The 15,354-nt window shown below is 71.9% G+C and carries 12 protein-coding genes; 2 read left to right on the top strand and 10 right to left on the bottom strand.

Annotated features, from left to right (window positions below; translation table 11 throughout):
• Positions 1–123 precede the first annotated feature (123 nt).
• Genes AB0D28_RS24605 through AB0D28_RS24570 form a run of 8 tightly spaced genes read right to left on the bottom strand, consistent with a single transcriptional unit; the run spans position 124 to position 8,758 of the window.
• Complete coding sequence (locus AB0D28_RS24605) at positions 124–879, bottom strand: SDR family oxidoreductase (protein ID WP_357389359.1); 756 nt, start codon at positions 877–879, stop codon at positions 124–126.
• Positions 876–1,700, bottom strand: a complete 825-nt coding sequence (locus AB0D28_RS24600; protein WP_357389357.1) for an ATP-binding cassette domain-containing protein — start codon at positions 1,698–1,700, stop codon at positions 876–878. Before AB0D28_RS24600 ends, AB0D28_RS24605 begins: the two co-directional genes overlap by 4 nt.
• Complete coding sequence (locus AB0D28_RS24595) at positions 1,697–2,683, bottom strand: ABC transporter ATP-binding protein (RefSeq protein ID WP_357389355.1); 987 nt, start codon at positions 2,681–2,683, stop codon at positions 1,697–1,699. Before AB0D28_RS24595 ends, AB0D28_RS24600 begins: the two co-directional genes overlap by 4 nt.
• Positions 2,684–2,688: 5 nt before the next feature.
• The gene (locus AB0D28_RS24590) at positions 2,689–3,573 is read right to left on the bottom strand and encodes an ABC transporter permease (protein WP_357389353.1); all 885 of its coding nucleotides are present in this window, start codon (positions 3,571–3,573) and stop codon (positions 2,689–2,691) included.
• On the bottom strand, positions 3,570–4,514 hold the full coding sequence (locus AB0D28_RS24585; RefSeq protein ID WP_357389351.1) for an ABC transporter permease: 945 nt from the start codon (positions 4,512–4,514) through the stop codon (positions 3,570–3,572). The genes AB0D28_RS24590 and AB0D28_RS24585 overlap by 4 nt, the downstream gene beginning before the upstream one ends.
• A gap of 22 nt (positions 4,515–4,536) precedes the next feature.
• Complete coding sequence (locus AB0D28_RS24580; protein ID WP_357389349.1) at positions 4,537–5,979, bottom strand: aldehyde dehydrogenase family protein; 1,443 nt, start codon at positions 5,977–5,979, stop codon at positions 4,537–4,539.
• Positions 5,976–7,220 (bottom strand): M20 family metallopeptidase, encoded by a 1,245-nt coding sequence (locus AB0D28_RS24575; protein ID WP_357389347.1) that lies wholly within the window; start codon positions 7,218–7,220, stop codon positions 5,976–5,978. The genes AB0D28_RS24580 and AB0D28_RS24575 overlap by 4 nt, the downstream gene beginning before the upstream one ends.
• 11 nt (positions 7,221–7,231) lie before the next feature.
• Positions 7,232–8,758: a PLP-dependent aminotransferase family protein gene (locus AB0D28_RS24570; protein WP_357389345.1), complete on the bottom strand. Its 1,527-nt coding sequence runs from the start codon at positions 8,756–8,758 to the stop codon at positions 7,232–7,234.
• A 185-nt stretch (positions 8,759–8,943) separates the two neighbouring features.
• On the opposite strand from AB0D28_RS24570, the gene AB0D28_RS24565 reads away from it, so the two are divergent.
• Both AB0D28_RS24565 and AB0D28_RS24560 read left to right on the top strand, forming a co-directional pair.
• Positions 8,944–10,032 carry a 3-isopropylmalate dehydrogenase gene (locus tag AB0D28_RS24565; protein WP_357389343.1) on the top strand — a complete coding sequence of 363 codons (1,089 nt, stop codon included), beginning with the start codon at positions 8,944–8,946 and terminating at the stop codon, positions 10,030–10,032.
• Between the two features lie 405 nt (positions 10,033–10,437).
• On the top strand, positions 10,438–11,958 hold the full coding sequence (locus AB0D28_RS24560; RefSeq protein ID WP_357389341.1) for an ABC transporter substrate-binding protein: 1,521 nt from the start codon (positions 10,438–10,440) through the stop codon (positions 11,956–11,958).
• Positions 11,959–12,863: 905 nt separating this feature from the next.
• Here AB0D28_RS24560 and AB0D28_RS24555 read toward each other — a convergent pair.
• Together AB0D28_RS24555 and AB0D28_RS24550 are read right to left on the bottom strand one after the other, a co-directional pair.
• Positions 12,864–14,318, bottom strand: a complete 1,455-nt coding sequence (locus tag AB0D28_RS24555; RefSeq protein ID WP_357389340.1) for a P1 family peptidase — start codon at positions 14,316–14,318, stop codon at positions 12,864–12,866.
• Positions 14,319–14,511: 193 nt separating this feature from the next.
• Positions 14,512–15,264 (bottom strand): FadR/GntR family transcriptional regulator, encoded by a 753-nt coding sequence (locus tag AB0D28_RS24550; protein WP_357389338.1) that lies wholly within the window; start codon positions 15,262–15,264, stop codon positions 14,512–14,514.
• Between the last annotated feature and the right edge of the window lie 90 nt (positions 15,265–15,354).

Genomic DNA, 15,354 nt, shown 5'->3' with positions numbered 1-15,354 from the left:
AGCAGAGCAGCAAGGACGAAGTAAGACGGTTCCCGTAGCGCGGGACGCGAAGCTGATCCCATGAGCCGAATATACAAGCATGTCCGTCCACGCGCCGTCGTCGTACGAGCGGCCGCGTACGCGTCAGCCGGCCGTGGTGCCGCCGTCGAGGACGAGCGTGTGGCCGGTGACCATCCGCGCCTCGTCGCTGGCGAGGAACACCACCGCGTCGGCGGAGTCGCGCGGCGTCGCCATGCGGCCCAGCGGGATCGACGCGCGGAAGTTCTCCCGGGCGCTGTCCGGCACGTCGCCCATGCCCCCGAGGAACGCCGAGAGCATCGGCGTCTCGGTCGCCGCCGGGGCGATCGCGTTGACCCGGATGCCATGCGGCGCGAGTTCCAGCGCCAGTGCCTTCATCAGGCCGATGACGCCGTGCTTGGCTGCGGTGTACGGCGCGTACCGGGGACGGGCGATGACGGCCTGGAGGGACGCGGTGAACACGATCGCGCCGCCACCGGCGGCGATCAGCGCGGGCACGGCGGCCTGCGCGGTCCAGAACGCCCCCTTGAGGTTGACGTCGATGACGCGGTCCAGCGTCGCCTGGTCGACCTCGTCGACCGGGCCGGTGAACGGCGTACCGGCGTTGGCGTGCATGAGGTCGAGCCGGCCGAACCGCTCGACGGCGGTCTCCACGGCGGCGCGGCAGTCCTCGGCGCGGGTGACGTCGCAGGCCACGCCGGTCACGGCGGAGCCGAACTCGGCGGCCGCCTTCGCGGCGCGGTCGCCGTCGAGGTCGGCGATGACGACGCGCGCGCCCTCCTCGACGAGCCGGCCGACTGTGGCCAGTCCGATGCCGCTGGCGCCTCCGGTGACGACGGCGACGCGGTCAACCAACCTCATGTGCTGCTCCTGTTGAATCGGTCCAGGAGGTCGCCGCTCAGGGTGGGCACCGCGGACAGCAGCCTCTGGGTGTAGGGGTGCTGAGGGTCGGAGTAGATCGATTCGGTGTCACCCGTCTCGACGATCCGGCCCTGGTTCATCACCGCGATCCGGTCGCACAGGTACCGGACGACGGACAGGTCGTGGGAGACCAGGATCAGGGTCAGCTTGAACTGCTCGGCCAGGTCGGTGAGCAGGTTGAGGATCTGCGCGCGCACCGACACGTCGAGCGCGCTGACCGGCTCGTCACCCACGATGACCTTCGGCCCGGCCGCGAGGGCGCGGGCGATCGCGATGCGCTGGCGCTGGCCGCCGGAGAACTGGTGCGGGTAGCGGGTCACCGCCTCCTCGGGCAGGCCCACCGAGTGCATCAGCTCGGCCACGCGGGCCCGGTGGTCACCGGGCAGGCGCAACGCGCGCATCGGCTCCGCGACGATGTCCGCGACGCGCATGCGCGGGTTCAGCGACGACATCGGGTCCTGCAACACCATCTGCACGTCGCGGCGCAGGAACCCGAGCCGCCGCTCCGGCAGGCCGCTGATCCGCTGCCCCTGGTAGAACGCGGCGCCGGAGGTCGGCTGGTCGAGGGCCATGAGGATGCGCGACAGGGTGGACTTGCCGGAGCCGCTCTCCCCCACGATGCCGAACGCCTCGCCCTCGTGGACCTGCACGCTCACGCCGTCGAGCGCGCGGATTGGCTGTCCCGGCGTACGCAGCGACCGCCGCGGGGCGCGGTACTCGCGTACCACGTCGACGGCTTCCAGCAACGGGGTGGTGGTCATGCGCTGGCCTTCCCGCTTCCTAGGGGCTGGTCGCTCTCGATCGGGTGGTGGCAGGCCGCCCGCTGGGTGCTGCCGGGCGGCGCGGTCAGCAGCGGCACGGTCCGGCAGACGTCGTCGGCGCGCGGGCAGCGGTTGCGGTACACGCACCCGGTGGGGAACGACCCGAGCGACGGAACCCGGCCCGGGATGGTCGACAGCCGGCCGCTGCCGTCGGTGCTCTCCAGCACCGTCGACGCCCGCAGGCCCGCCGTGTACGGGTGCCGGGGCGAGTCGAACACGGTGGCCACGTCGCCGTGCTCGACGATCGAGCCGCCGTACATGACGAGCAGTTCCTGGCAGATGCTGGCGACGACGGGCAGGTCGTGCGTGATGAGCAGCAGCGACGCGCCCTCCTCTCGCACCAGCGTGTCCATCAGCCGCAGCATCTCCGCCTGCACGGTGACGTCCAGCGCGGTGGTGGGCTCGTCAGCGATCAGCACGGCGGGGTCGCAGGCCAGCGCGATCGCCAGGACGACGCGCTGGCGCTGACCGCCGGAGAGCTGGTGGGGGTACTTGCGCGCGGTGCGGTCCGGTTCGGGCAGCTGGACCCGGTCGAGCAGCTCGACGGCGCGGGCGGCGGCCGCCCCGCGGCTCATCCCCTTGTGCAGCCGCAGCGACTCGGCGACCTGGTTGCCGACCCGCATCAGCGGGTTCAGCGCCGTCATCGGCTCCTGGAACACCATGGCGATGTCGTTGCCACGGACCGCGCACATCTGCTTGTCGGACAGGTCGAGCAGGTTACGGCCGTTCAGCAGCACCCGCCCGGACGCCGTCACGCCGTGCGGCAGCAGGCCCATCAGCGCGAGCGCGGTCAGCGACTTGCCGCAGCCGGACTCGCCGATGAGCCCCATCCGGCGGCCCCGCCCGATCTCGAACGAGACACCCTTGACGGCCTGGATGTCGTGGACACTGACGACGAGGTCCTCCACCACGAGCCCGCTCATCCCGGTCACCGTCCTCTCAGCCGCGGGTCGAGGGCGTCGCGCAGCCCGTCGCCCATGAGGTTGAAACCGAGCACCGACAGGGCGATGGCCAGACCGGGCCAGACCGCGAGCATCGGCTGTACGACGAAGTAGTTCTGCGCCTCCTGGAGCATCCGGCCCCAGGTGGGGGTCGGCGGCGGGGTGCCGTACCCGAGGTAGGACAGCGCCGCCTCGGCGAGCACCGCGTGCGCGAACGACACCGACGCCTGCACGATGAGCAGGGCCGCGATGTTCGGCAGCACGTACCGCACCATGAGCACCACGCCCCGGCGGCCGTAGCTGCGCGCCGCCAGCACGAAGTCGCTCTGCAGCACCTGCATCGCGCCGGCCCGGGTGAGGCGGCCGAACACCGGGACGTTGGCGACGCCGATGGCGATCATGCCGGTGAGCGTGGAGGCGCCGAAGCCGGCCGCCAGGATGATCGCCAGCAGGATGGCCGGGAAGGCGAAGACGATGTCCAGCCCCCGCATCACCGGTTCGCTGAGCCAGCGCCCACCGCCGGCGGCGAGCAGACCCAGCGGTACGCCGATCGCCGCGGCGATCGCGACGGCGACGACACCGACGAACAGGGTGGTCCGCGCGCCGACGAGCAGCTGGCTGACGATGTCCCGCCCGAAGTGGTCGGTGCCGAGCCAGTAGTCGCCGCCCGGGGCCAGCAGGGTGTTGGCCGGGTCGACCCGGGTCGGGTCGTACGGCGTCCAGACGAACGACACCAGCGCGGTGAGGACGACCAGTCCCACCAGGGCGGCGCCGATCACCAGCGTGAGGTTCCAGCGACGGCGCGGCTTGCCGGGGCCGGACGCGACGACGTCGGCGGTGGCGTCCGGTGGGGCGTCGGCGACTGATGTCATGCCTTGCTCCTCAGCCTGGGGTCGACCGCGTGGTACACCACGTCGACCAGGAAGTTGATCAGAAGCACCGCCGCCGTGAGCACCATGACCGTGCCCTGCACCTTCAGCAGGTCGCGGTTGCCGACGTCCTGCAACAGCATCCGGCCGAGGCCGGGCAGGCCGAAGACGTTCTCGATCACGACGGTGCCGATGAGCAACGTCGCGAGTTGCAGGCCGAGGACGGTGATGACCGGGATGGCGGCGTTGCGCAGCGCGTGCCGGGTCAGCGCCTGCGAGCGGCTGAGTCCCTTGGCCCGCGCGGTCTGGATGAAGTCCTCCTGCATGACCTCGACCACCGCGGAGCGGACGTAGCGCATCAGGATCGCGCCCTGGGCCACGCCGAGGGCCAGGGCCGGCATCAGCAGGGCCTGGACGGCGTCGCCGACATCGTCCCAGCCGGTGAACCCGCCGGCCGGCAGCCACTGGAGTTTCACCGCGAACACGGTGATGAGCAGGATGCCCAGCCAGAACGAGGGGACCGCGATGCCGACCTGGCTGAACGCCGACAACGCCGTACCGATGGCGGTGCGGCTCTTCACCGCCGCCAGGATGCCCAGCGGCACTGCGATGAGCAGCGCCAGCGTCATCCCGGCGAGGATGAGCGGCACGGTGACGCCGAGCTTGTCGGCGATCTCCGAGCCCACCGACACGCCGCTGAGCGGCGAGACGCCGAAGTCACCGCGGATCAGGCCGCCGGCCCAGTCGAGGTACCGCTCGGTGAACGGCCGGTTCGTCCCGAACTGCTCCCGCAGCGCCTCCAGCGCCTCCGGCGTGGCGTTCACGCCGAGCATCGCCTGCGCCTGGTCGCCCGGCAGCAGCGCCAGCATCGTGAAGACGAGGACGGACGCGGCGAACAGCGAGACCGCGAGGATGGCCAGCCGCCGGACGAAGTAGATCACCATGCGTGTGTGCTCCCACTCCGAGTCATGGCCTGATCATCACCATCTTGGTCACGGTCAGCTCCTCCATGGCGAAGCGCGGTCCCTCCCGGCCGATGCCGGAGTCCTTGACGCCGCCGTACGGCATGTTGTCGGCGCGGAAGCCGGGCACCTCGTTCACCAGCACCCCGCCCACGTCGAGGCGGCGCACGACGTCGAGGGCGACCGCCAGGTCACGGGTGAAGACAGCGGCCTGGAGCCCGTAACGCGACCTGTTGACCAGCTCGACCGCCGCGTCCATGTCCGGCACCGACCGGACGCAGACCACCGGGCCGAAGATCTCCTCCGCCCAGCACTCGGCGTCCTCGGGGACGTCGACGAGCACTGTCGGTTGCAGCACCCGGCCCTGCGCCGTACCGCCGGACAGGCAGCGCGCCCCGGCGGCGACCGCGCGGTCCACCCACGAGTGGACCCGCTCGGTGGACGCCTCGTCCACCAGCGCGGACACCCGGGTGTCGGCGGACCGGGGGTCGCCGGTGGTGACAGTGGCCAGCAGCGGCCGGAGGCGTTCCAGCAGCGCCTCGCGGACCGGCTCCTCGACGATCACCCGCTGCACGCTGATGCACGCCTGGCCGGAGGCGTAGAACCCGCCGCGTACGACGGCCTCGGCGGCCCGGTCGAGGTCGGCGTCGCGGCCGACGACGAGCGCCGCGTTGGACCCGAGTTCCAGCAGCACCTTGCGCGGGGCCGCGGCGCGGGCGATCTGGTGGCCGACGTGCGCCGAGCCGGTGAACGACACGGCGGCGACGCCGGGGTGCGTGGTCAGGAGCTTGCCGACCTCGACGCCACCGGTGACGAGCTGGACCCCGGCGGCCGGGCAGCCGGCCCGGCGGAACAGGTCGACGAGCACCAGGGTGGCCAGCGGCGTGTTCGGCGCCGGCTTGACGATCACCGGACAGCCCGCCGCCACCGACGGGGCGACCTTGTGGGCGGCCAGCAGCAGCGGGTAGTTGAACCCGGTGATGCCGACGACGACACCGACCGGGCGGCGTACCCAGAAGCCGAGCATGCCCTCGCCGGACGGCTGCATGTCCAGCGCCACCGTCTCGCCGGTCAGGTGCCCGACCTCCTCGGCGGCCGTCTCCAGCGTGACGAGCGTGCGGGCCACCTCGACCCGGCAGTCGACAAGCGGCTTGCCGGTCTCCAGGACCAGCAGCTCGGCGAGGTCGTCGGCGCGGGCGCGCACCTCGGCGGCGACTGTCGTCAGGATCGCGCGCCGCCGGTGGCCGGGCAGGGCGGCCATCTCCGCGGCGACCCCGAGCGCCGCCTCGACCGCCTTCTCCGCGTCGGTGGGGTCACCCCAGGGCGCCTGGATCACAGTGCTGCCGTCGTACGGGAACCGCACCGGGGCGGTCTGCGCGGTGGTGGTCCAGTCCGCGCCGATCGGCAGCCCGGCGGGCAGCGCGGTCAGCAGCTCCCGCGCGGTCACGACGCCGCTCCCGCCCGGGCGCCGGTGGTGCCGGTGAGGAAGGCGAGCGCCGCGTCGGCGTACACCTTCGTCTTGCGGACGATGTCGTCGACCTCGACGTACTCGTCGGGCTGGTGGGCGATCCACTTCGGACCCGGGCCGTACACCACGTTCGGGATGCCGCTGTCACGCCACAGGATCGTGCCGTCGGTCGCGCCGGGCACGCCGCCGAAGACCGGCTCGGCGCCGGTGACGGCGCGGTGCGCGCCGGCCACGGCGAGCGAGATCGGGTGGTCCTCCGGGGTGACCGCGCACGGCCTGTCGTCGACGACCTCGACGGCGAAGGTGACGCCGTGCCGGGCGCCGATGGCGTCGGCGTCGGAGCGGACGCGCGCGGCCAGGGCGGCGTGGTCGACACCGGGTACGGTCCGGCAGTCCACGCCGAGCACGGCGCGGCCGGGGATGACGTTGAGCTGGTCGGCGGAACCGGCGTCCAGGACCGTGGGGGTCAGGTACGTCGGGCCGAGGTGCTCGTGCTCACCCGGGTCCGCCTGCAGCTCCTGCTGGAACCGGCCGAGCGCGGCGACCAGCTCGGCGACCGCGGGCACGGGGTTGCGGCCGTGCTGCGGCATCGCGCCGTGCGCCATCTTGCCGGTACAGGTGACGAGCAGCCGGACCGCGCCCTTGGCGACCGCGCAGATCTCCTCCGCCTCCGGCTCACAGATGATCGCGGCGTCCACCTCGCGGGCCAGCGCGGTCGTGGTGAAGTGCTTCGCGCCGAGCATCTGGCCCTCCTCGTCCACCAGGGCCGCCACCACGATCCGGCCCGGGAACGGCCCGGCCAGCTCGACGGCCCGGGTCGCGTGGATCATCGCGGCGACACCGGCCTTCATGTCGGCGGAGCCGCGACCGTACAGCCGCCCGTCGACGATGTCGCCGCCGAACGGGTCGACCGTCCATTCCTCGACAGAGCCCTCGGTGACGACGTCGGTGTGCCCCTCGAACATCAGCGTCGGGCCGGGCAGACCACCGTCCACCACCGCGACGACGTTGGGGCGCCCGGGAACGACCTCGGTGACCTCCGGCCGCCACCCGAAGCCCCGCATGACCTCCGCGACGAGTTCCGCCACGGGCTGCTCACTGCGCCCGCGCTCCGCGTCCCAGGTCGAGGGGATGCGGACCAGGTCCTGGGTGAGCGACACGACGGCTTGCTCGTCGACGAGATGGCCGGCGCGGAGTGAGGCATGGGTGTCCGACGTCATGGCGTCGGAGGTTACGAACTCCGACCCCGAAGGGGAACGTCCAGTTTCCGGGCCGGTGGGGGTACCAGCCCTGGCCGGACCTGGTCTTCTACGGCCGCGGCGACCCGCCGCACCCCCTCGTCGATGCGGTCCAGCGGCATCACCTGGTACCCCAGCCGCAGGTGGTGACGCGGCGCGGGCCGGGCGGCCCAGTACGGCGCCCCGGGGTCGAGCAGGACACCCTGCCGGCGCAGCTCGCGGGCGAGTTCCCCGGCGTCCAGCCCGGGCGGGCCGGTCAGCCACCGGGCCAGCCCGCCACGCGGCACCGGCTGCGGGCCCCAGCGCACGTGCCGCTCGACCGCCCGCACCATCTCCTCGTACAGGCCCTGATAGTGCGCGCGGACGCGGCGTACGTGACGGGCCAGGTCCCGGCTGGCGATCATCTGCGCGAGGGCCCGTTGCATCGGGCCGGGCGGGTGCCGCAGCACGTAGCGGGAGCGGGCCCGCATGGCGTCCACCAGCGCCGGGGACGCCACCACGTAGCCGAGCCGCAGCCCGGGCGCCAGCAGCTTGCTGAAGCTGCCGAGGTAGACGACGCGGTCCTCGTCGTCCAGCGCCCGCACCGCCACCGCGGGCATCCCCCGGAACGTCATCTCCGGGTCGTAGTCGTCCTCGATCACCACCGCGTCCGCCGCGCCGGCCCGGCGCAGCAGCTCCTCCCGCCGGGACGCCGACATGGTCGCGCCGGTCGGATACTGGTGGCTCGGCGTGACGTACACCAGCTGGGCGCCGTGCAGGTCGGCCGGCAGGTCCTCGACGACCAGGCCGTCCTCGTCGACCCGGCCGGGCACCACGTCGGCGCCGGCCATCTGCATGATCGTCCGCGCGTCGGGGTAGCCCGGGTCCTCGACCAGCACCACGCTGCCCGGCCGGACCAGGACGCTCGCCAGCAGGTGCAGCGCGTGCGTCGAACCCAGCGTGATCATCACCTGGTCGGGGTGCGCGGAGATGCCGCGCGCGGGCAGCACGTGCTCGCAGAGCTGACGCACCAGCTCCGGGTCGTCGGCCTGGCCGGCGTCCCCGATGACCCGGGACAGCCCGTCCTGCCGCAGCGCCTCACGCTGCGCCCGTTCCCACGCGCCGATCGGGAACATGCTGGGGTCGGGCTGGCCGACCACGAACGGGAACGGCGCCCGCGCCCAGGCCGGATCCCGGTGCACAGGCGTGGGGGGCGGTTCCGGCAGCCGCGACTCCCAGTCGATCGGCCGCATCGGCGAGCGGGCGGTCCGCCGCGCGGCCCGCATCCGCACCACCGCGTCGGAGGAGACGTAGAGACCGCGCCGCGGGACCGTCACGATGAGGCCCTGCTCCATGAGCCGGTCGTACGCGGTCAGCACCGTGTTCCGGGAGACGCCGAGCGACTCGGCCAGGCGGCGCGTGCTCGGCAGCGGGCCGTCGTCGTACTGCCCGGCGAGGATCGCGTCCTCGAGCCCGGTGATGATCTGCTCGTAGAGCGGAACCGTGCTCTGCGGGTTGACCGGCAGCAGGAAGTCCGCCACCTCGACCTCCCACTCCCGCGGGGGTCTCGCCCAGTCCCGTCGTCGCACGCCTCGCACACGCCATCCGCGTCCCGCTGGTACTAGCCTAGCCGGAGACCTGGACCTGTTGCGGAGGGCCCGTTCCCGCCACGCTTGGCCGGGCGATGGCAGGTGACGGTCTCCTGCACGCGGACAGGGGTGGACTAATGAGCGCCCAGCGAATCGCGCTGGTGCCCGGCGACGGCATCGGACCGGAGGTCACCGCGCAGGCGGTCAAGGCGTGCGACGCCGCCGCCCGACGGTTCGGGCTCGACCTGGTGTGGGAAGACTACGAACTCGGCGCGGACTACTGGCGGATAACCGGCCAGGTCGTGCCGCCGGACGTGGAACAGGAACTGGCCAAGGCGGACGCCATTCTCTTCGGCGCCGTCGGCGACCCATCGGTGCCACCCGGCGTGCTCGAACGCGGCCTGGTCATCCACCTGCGGACCGCATTCGACCAGTACGTCAACCTGCGGCCGGTGAAGCTGCTGCCAGGCGTGCCCTCGCCCATCGGCGGGCTGCGTCCCGAGCAGTGCGACCTGGTGATCCTGCGGGAGAACACCGAGGGCGCCTACGTCGGCGCCGGCGGCTTCATCCACCGGGGCGGGCCGGACGAGATCGCCACCCAGGAGTCGGTGAACACCCGCAAGGGTGTCGAACGCCTCATCCGGCACGGTTTCCGGCAGGCCCTGGGCCGCCGGAAGCACGTCACGCTGGTGCACAAGGCGAACATCCTGACGTACGCCGGCGACCTGTGGCAGCGGACCTTCGAGGAGGTCGCCGCGGAGTACCCGGACATCGAGGTGGACTACGTGCACGTCGACGCGATGTGCCTCTACCTGGTCACCCAGCCGGAGCGGTTCGACGTGGTGGTCACCGACAACCTGTTCGGCGACATCATCACCGACCTGGGCGCGGCCGTGCAGGGCGGTCTCGGCCTGGCGGCCAGCGGCAACCTCAACCCGACCGGGTCGGCGCCGAGCATGTTCGAGCCGGTGCACGGCTCCGCGCCGGACATCGCCGGCCGGGGCTGGGCCAATCCCGCCGGCTCGATCCTCAGCGCCGCGCTCATGCTGGAGCACCTGGGCCACCCGGACGCCGCGCGCAGCCTGGAGGACGGCGTGAAGGCGGTCCTGCCGCGCCTGGGCGCCATGCGCGGGCCGGAGATGGGCATGTCGACCGAGGACTTCGGCGACGCCGTCGCCGCCGCCATCGCCGAGGGCGCGTACCAGGCGGAGGCGCTGCCGGCGTAGCGCGTCATCGGCTGATCGAGGTGGCGGCGGGGTGGACCCCGCCGCCACCTTTTTCGCCTGGCACCCCGGCTGGACGGGGTCGGGCGTACGGGGACGTGGGCAGCGCCGAACGGCCACCTCCCGTACGACGTCGCGGGCAACGTTCGGGGACCTCACGGACGGACCTGGCGTGCCCGCCGAAAACCGCATCTCACCTGCTGAGAGCCGTTCGTGGCGGTGTCACCGCGTGTTCCCGCGCGCGTTGCCGCCCGGCCGCCCGAAACCGGGCCACCGCTGGCTCCCCGGGCGGCGATTGGTACCTGCCCACCCCGCTGAACTGGCCCTTTTGCATCGGGTACCACGCTCCTAGTGTCCCGGCTCACAGGCTACGAGCGCCCTTGGCGTTCTTCGCGATGGGACACACGAATGAATCGGCTGAAGATAACGCTGCCCGCCGTGCTGCTCGCCACGGCGCTGGCTCTGACCGCGTGCAGTAGCGATGGCGACGACTCGGAGACCACCACCGGGGGTGGCTCCGGCAACGGCACCGTCACCCTCGGCGCCTACCTGGAGCCGGTGAGCCTCGACCTGACCGCCGAGGCCGGCGCCGCGATCCCGCAGGTCCTGCTCTACAACGTGTACGAGGGCCTGGTGCGCCAGAACGCGGACACCGGTGAGGTGGAGCCGCTGCTGGCCAGCGAGTGGAAGGTGTCCGACGACGGCACCAAGTACTCGTTCAAGCTCCGCGACAACGTCACCTTCCACGACGGTCAGAAGCTCACCGCGCAGGACGTGGTGTGGAGCTTCAAGCGGGTGACCGCGGAAGGCTCGACGAACCCGTTCAAGTCGCAGATGACCGTCGTGAAGACCGTCGAGGCGCCGGACGCCACCACCGTGGACGTCACGCTGTCCCGCCCGAGCCAGAGCTGGCTGTTCGACGTCGCCGGCCGCGTCGGCGTGGTGCTCAAGGAGAACGCCACCGACCTCGGCACGAAGCCGAACGGCACCGGCCCGTTCAAGTTCGACAAGTGGAACCGCGGCGACAGCATCACGCTGGCCCGCCACGACGGCTACTGGGGCGAGAAGGCGAAGGTCGCCTCCGCCGTCTTCCGCTACATCACCGACGCCAACGCGCTGAACAACGCGATGCTCTCCGGTCAGCTCGACATCGTGGCGAACATCCAGGCGCCGCAGCTGCTCGAGGTGTTCAAGGGCAACAAGCAGTTCGAGGTGGTCGAGGGCAAGACGACAGGTGAGGTCGTCCTGGCCATGAACAACGGCAAGGGCCCGCTGGCCGACGCCCGCGTCCGCCAGGCCATCCGCCACGCGATCGACCACGACGCGCTCATCAAGACCGTCTGGTCCGGGTACGGCACGAAGATCGGCAGCATGGTGCCGCCGAGCGACCCGTGGTACGAGGACCGCACCGGCGACTTCCCGCACGACCCCGCCAAGGCCAAGCAGCTGCTGGCCGAGGCCGGCCACGCGAACGGGCTCACCCTGACCATGGACGTCCCGCCGCCGGGTTACGCCCGCGCGTCGGCGCAGTTCGTCGCCTCGCAGCTGAACGAGGTCGGCATCAAGGTGACCCAGAACAACGTCGAGATGCCGCAGTGGCTCGACAAGGTGTTCGGCAAGGCCAACTACGACCTGTCGATCATCGCCCACGTCGAGCCGCGTGACCTGGTCCGCTACGGCGAGCCGGGCTACTACCACCGCTACAAGAACCCGGCCGTCACCCAGCTCATGCAGGAGGCCGACACGGCCCTGGACGCGGCGACCCGGGACAAGAAGTTCGCCGAGGCCGCGAAGGTCATCTCGCAGGAGGCCGCCAGCGACTGGCTGTTCCTGCTGCCGAACCTCGCGGTGATCCGGGACGGCGTCGAGGGTTACCCGAAGGACGCGGTGACCCAGTCGTTCGACGTCACCAAGGTGTCGAAGAAGTAACCTGCTCCACCCACAGAAGGACCTGGTAGGGCTCCCCAGCCCACCAGGTCCTTCTCGCATTCCCACCCCACCCGCCCCGCCCTCCGCCCTCCGCCCTCCGCCCTCCGCCCTCCGCCCTCCGCCCTCCGCCCTCCGCCCTCGGCGATCTTGCAGTTTCGGCCCTCGGCGCGCGAGGTTCACCCCTTTTGCCGGGGCACAAAGTGCAAGATCGACGACTTCGTCCGGTGACCCACGCCCCGGCGCACCCGTGCTCTGACGCGCGTCCGTCGATCATGGAGTTGTGGCGCCTGGAGTGTCCCGTAAGCGAGATATACGAGGTGCCACAACTCCAAGGTCGACGAAGCTCGCCCGAGATCGCGCGCAGATGCGTCCTGCGGAATCAGTAAGGCCCGCGATTCGCGGTCGGGCAGGCACGCCTGGAATGAGGCGACGCGCACCAATGACTGTGCACAGAGCCCGTCGTACGGGCGAGCCCGCTGTCGGCGCGAGGCCCGCCCGAGATCGCGGACAGACACGGCCGCCTCGGCTCAGGACGGGGCCGGGGACTCGCCGCCAGGCGGGGAAGCCGCGGCTGAACGGTGGACGCGGTCCCGATGCCCGTCGGCCTCGAAGCGCTGCCACCTGCCGGCCGAGGTGTCCCGCACCCACTCCCGCCGCCGCTCCCTATGCGCCCGAGCGCGCCCCACCGTCGTCGATCATGGAGTTGTGACGCCCGGAGTGCCCCGTGAGCGAGGTATGTGAGGTGCCACAACTCCAAGGTCGACGAGGCGCACCCGCAATCGGGGACGACGTCTCCGTCGGGCGGGCGCGCCGGGAACGACGCGAGGCGGGCCCCGTCCGTGTGGACGAAGCCCGCCTCGATCGTCAGGCGCCTACAGTCGCGGCGCCGGGTGGGACAGCGTGTGTCAGCTCAGCCGGGCGGTGGTTGCCCGTCGGCGACCCCGCAGGTGCATGCCCAGCAGGCCGACGCCGAGGATGCCCGCGGCCAGCAGGCCCGTGGTCACACCCGTGGAGAGCGTGGGGCCACCGGTGTTGCCGGAGGCGAGAACCATGCCGTTCTGCGACTCCTGCTCCGTGGTGTTGCCCGCCGGAGCGGCCTTCGGCTTCGGCTTGGGCTTGTCCTTGCCGTTGTCGGCAGCGGCCGGCGCGGGGACCGGCGTCTGCTGCAGCGCCTGGGTGGCCTGAGCGAAGGTCTCCGGCGTCACGTCGGGGGCGTTGCCCTGCGTACGCCACTGCTTGAGCTGCTTCATGCCCTTGCAGGCCGAGGGGTAGCGGTCACAGTAGCTGGTGGTGTTGCCGATGCTCTCGGACGAGAGGACGGCCTTGGCAATGGCGCGGGCCAGCGTGCTGGCACCGGCGTTGAAGATGGCGTTCAGCTGACGGGTGTCGGCCGGGTCGTTGATCTGCAGCGCCTCGCCCTTGCCGGTGGAGACGGCGAAGACGGTGTCACCGTCGCCCAGGGTGTGGATCGGGCTGATCGCGCGGGCCATGCCGTCGTGCGCGTTGCCGGACATGCGCTGCGCGGCGGCCTTCTCCAGCGGAGCGTTCGTGGCGACCACGGCGATCGTGGTGTTGGCCGGCTGCTGGGCGGCGGTGCTCGGCGGGTTGCACTCCTGCTTCTTGGGCGCCTTGTACCCGGCGAACTCGTTGCCGATGCCGAACTTGACGCCGTACAGGGTGCAGTCCGCCGGGTCGACCGGGGAGCCGGCCGGGTTGACGATCACCATCGCGCCGACGTAGATGCCGTCGCCGAGGTGGACACTGGCGGTGCCGACGCCGCCACGCAGGCCGCCACCGCGGGCACCGGTGCCGCCACCGACGCCGCCCTGGCGGACCGGACCGTCCGAGGTGGCCTGCGCCGCGAGGTAACCCCACTCGGCGGAGGTGCGCGCCTTCGGGTCACCGCCGCGGCCGAGGTCGAAGATGTCCGCGGCCGGCACGATCGGGGCCACGCCGCCGGCGCCGACGCGTACGCCCTCGCCCCGGTCCTCCAGCCAGCGGATGATGCCGTTGGTGGCCGACAGCCCGTACATGCTGCTGCCGCCGAGCTGGATCGCGTTGACGCCCGGGTTCGAGTTGAGCGGGCTGAGCAGGTCGGTCTCCTTGGTGGCGGGGGCGCCACCGCGCTGGTCCACACTGGCCACCGACATCTGCGGCATGTAGACGACCGAGGTGCCGGTCAGGTACGGAGCGGTGTCGGACTGCACCTGGCCGACCTGGATGCCGGGAACGTCGGTGATGGCGTTGTGGGCGCCCGGGGCGCCGGCGGCGGGGTTGGCCGACGCGGGCGACGCGACGAGCGCGAGTCCCGGGACGACCAGGGCTGCCGCGGCGATCGCAGCGAATCTGGACGACTTCATGCAGCTTCTCCTATGCGAAGCGGTGCGACCGCCACCCCGATTCGGGGCGGTCGATGCATTGGTCAACTGGTGGTCCCCCGTGGTACACGACGAGCGATGTGGGGGAGGCTACTGGTCAGACCAGTTGAAGGGAAGACCTGGCCCAGCTAATGGCCCACTCGGGTAATCCCAGGTCAGGCCACATCAGGCGGTATCAGAGCAATACGTCCACCATCGAACGCCGCTCCTCCGGCACGTACTCGGCGTAGTAGTGGTGCAGCTCCTGGCGGGTCAGCCGGGCCACCTCGTCCGCCTCGCCCGCCCGCATCGCGTCGATGACCCGGCGATGGTGGGCCAGGGTGCGCTCCATCAGGGCCTGCGGGTCCGGCGCCTGCGCCAGCTTGGTCGAGATGAGGTCCAGCACCATGCTCCGGACCGCGTCGAGGCAGAGCACGAGCAACTCGTTCCCCGACAGCCGCGCGACGTGCTCGTGGAAGCGGACGTCCGCCGCGCTGAACGCCTCGTAGCCATCGGCCACCGCGTCCCGCATGCCCGCCAGCGCCTGCTCCAGCTCGTCCAACTCGGACGGTGACGCCATCCGGGCAGCGACCGATCCGGCCGCCGACTCGATGATCATCCGGAACTGGAGCAGCTCCGCCACGCCGAGCCGCCGGCTGTCCACGACCCGGGCGAACAGCTTGCGCATCGCCGAGGCGGTCGAGGCGATCACCTGCGGCCCCAGGGGGTCCCCGGGGCGCGAGCGGACCAGGCCGCTGCTCTCCAGCACACGCAGCGCCTCGCGCACAGTGGACCTGCTGACGTCGAACTGCGTCGTCAGCTCGCGCTCGCTCGGCAGCCGGTCCCCCGGCCGCAGATCCCCGGCGGCGATCCGCTCCTCGACCTGCCGGACGATCCCCTCGTACGCCCGCACGGTCCGCACTGGAGCGAACGAGACAGCCTTCGGCATGGCGAAACCTCCCGACGCACGGCGGCCTCGCGCCGCTGCGAACAACGGTACGGTGCATCGACCCGCCCGGTGGTCAGCCCCCGCCCGCCA

It is taken from the genome of Micromonospora sp. NPDC048169, from assembly GCF_040652815.1.
Taxonomy (GTDB): Bacteria; Actinomycetota; Actinomycetes; order Mycobacteriales; family Micromonosporaceae; genus Micromonospora.
Note: the sequence above shows the minus strand (reverse complement) of the source record. Positions and strands in the feature narration are given on the sequence as shown.